Consider the following 2,033-nt stretch of genomic DNA (forward strand, 5'->3'; position numbering starts at 1 on the left):
TAGGTGTTGATAGTTACAAGTTAAAAGTTAAAGAGATTTTTGAATCAGCCGGAATTAGCATTGTTGACGATGAAAAATTTGAAGCAATTTTAAATTTAGTAAGCGACCGGTGTATTTTACTTCCTGATTTTTTTACTCAGGCCAGCTACTTTTTTGTAACACCTGAAACGTTAGATGTTGATGCTGTAAAACCAAAGTGGAATGAAGAAAAGAAAAATTTCTTTTTGGAATTTATAAATAAATTATCAGCAATTGAAAATTGGGTATTGGAAGCAATTGAAGATGTATTTAAAAATCTTGCAACAGAAAAAAATATTAAACCCGGCGAATTGCAAATGCCATTAAGGGTAATGCTCGTTGGCGGGAAATTTGGCCCGCCCGTTTTTGTTATTGCAGAAAATATCGGCAAAGCAGAAACAATTAAGCGGATTGAAAATGCGTTGAAAGTTTTTTAACACATCAACCTTGTTTTTCCATTAAGCCAACAACAGCTGCAAACTCATTTGTAAAAACATCTTCTATCAACATCATATCTTCCGTCGCTAATTTGGTAATGCCAGCGGTGTTATCAACTGCATGTTGTGGTGTACGAATGCCGGGGATGACGGTACTGACTTCACCATAACTTAAAATATAACTTAGGGCAAGTGAAGTTTTACTGATATTATATTTGTTACAAATCGGCCATATTTTTTCGTCTAAAATTTTTAAAGAGTTATTTAAAATTTCTTTATTAAACCGAAAACTGCGGTGGTCATCTGCAGTAAAATTTGTTTCAGCAGAAAATTTTCCGGTCAATAAACCAAATTGCAAAGGCATCCGTGCAATTATGCCATAACCATTTTTACCTGCTGTTTTTACTAATGGCAAAGCCCGTTGATTAATAATATTGTATACTAATTGAAACCCACTACCCATTTTATTACTCATTAAATAATTGGCTTCCGGTTCAGGATAAAAAGTATTTAGTGATAAACCCCAGTATCTTATTTTTCCCTGCTGTTTTAGAATTTCCATTGCTTCTACACATTTTTCTTTTTCAAAATGCTGCATACGGGCACTGTGCAACTGGTAATAATCTATTGTATCTCTCTGCAATCTTTTTAAACTGGCTTCGCAGGCTTCAACAATATATTCTTTACTGTAATCTAATTGTATAGTTTCATTAATATTTCTATGGCCCGCTTTTGTAGCCACAACAATTTCTTTATTTTTTTTAAGATGCTTACCCAGTAAATTTTCTGAATGACCAAGGCCATAAAAATCGGCGGTATCAAAAAAATTAATACCACAGTCTAATGCCTTGTGTATAGCTGCAGCAGATACGGCATCATCTGCTTTGCCCCAACCAATTGCAGTGTTGCCTACCATGGCATTGCCACCAATTGCCCATGCGCCAAAACCAATTTCGCTAACTAACAAATCAGTATTACCAAATTTTCGGTATTGCATTGTTGCTGAAGTTTAAAGATTAAAATTTACTGCAATTAAAATTAATTTTCCGGTGCTGCATACCATTTGCGGTATAACTTTCTAAATAAAGGTTCCAGTAAAACTAATAAAATAACACTACCTGCAATTTCTGCGATTAAAAAGTATAAAGCACTGTTATCAACCTCCTGTGTTTTAATAATATAAGATTGCCTTTGCTTTATAGTTTCGTTTAGTGCAACAAAAATTAAAGGAATAAAAGGTGTCGCAAATAAAAATAAATTTAACGAAATACCCTGTATGGCATTACGCACTTTAGCAGCAAAAATTGATAAAGCAATAATGGCAAAAATCAGGTAATACACTATCATAAAAGATAAAACCGAAGTTTCGTTACCATTACTCATTACCATTAAAAGCCCGGTAATTATCATCAATAACACTGCTGTTAATACAGAAAGAAAAAATGTTTTAACAGTACTGTGCCTGAAAATAAATACTAATAACGTAGCCAGTAAAGTGATGTAATAAAAAAATCGTAAATAAACATGCCAGTTGTCTATCCAGGCATATTTTTTTGTTACTGCATTATCAATGCCATA

General features: G+C 33.3%; 2 protein-coding genes and 1 pseudogene. 1 reads left to right on the forward strand and 2 read right to left on the reverse strand.

Going from position 1 to position 2,033, the window contains the following annotated elements:
- Positions 1–455: pseudogene (locus tag ACY65O_RS00605) on the forward strand (glutamate--tRNA ligase); the annotation flags it as partial.
- A 4-nt stretch (positions 456–459) separates the two neighbouring features.
- Here the strand turns inward: ACY65O_RS00605 and ACY65O_RS00610 are convergent.
- Together ACY65O_RS00610 and ACY65O_RS00615 are read right to left on the reverse strand one after the other, a co-directional pair.
- Complete coding sequence (locus tag ACY65O_RS00610; RefSeq protein WP_462218906.1) at positions 460–1,452, reverse strand: aldo/keto reductase; 993 nt, start codon at positions 1,450–1,452, stop codon at positions 460–462.
- Between the two features lie 41 nt (positions 1,453–1,493).
- On the reverse strand, positions 1,494–2,033 hold a 540-nt coding region (locus ACY65O_RS00615; protein ID WP_462218907.1), incomplete at its 5' end, for a hypothetical protein.

Origin of the sequence: Ferruginibacter sp. (assembly GCF_031430955.1) — a bacterium.
In the GTDB taxonomy this organism is placed as follows: Bacteria; Bacteroidota; Bacteroidia; order Chitinophagales; family Chitinophagaceae; genus Ferruginibacter.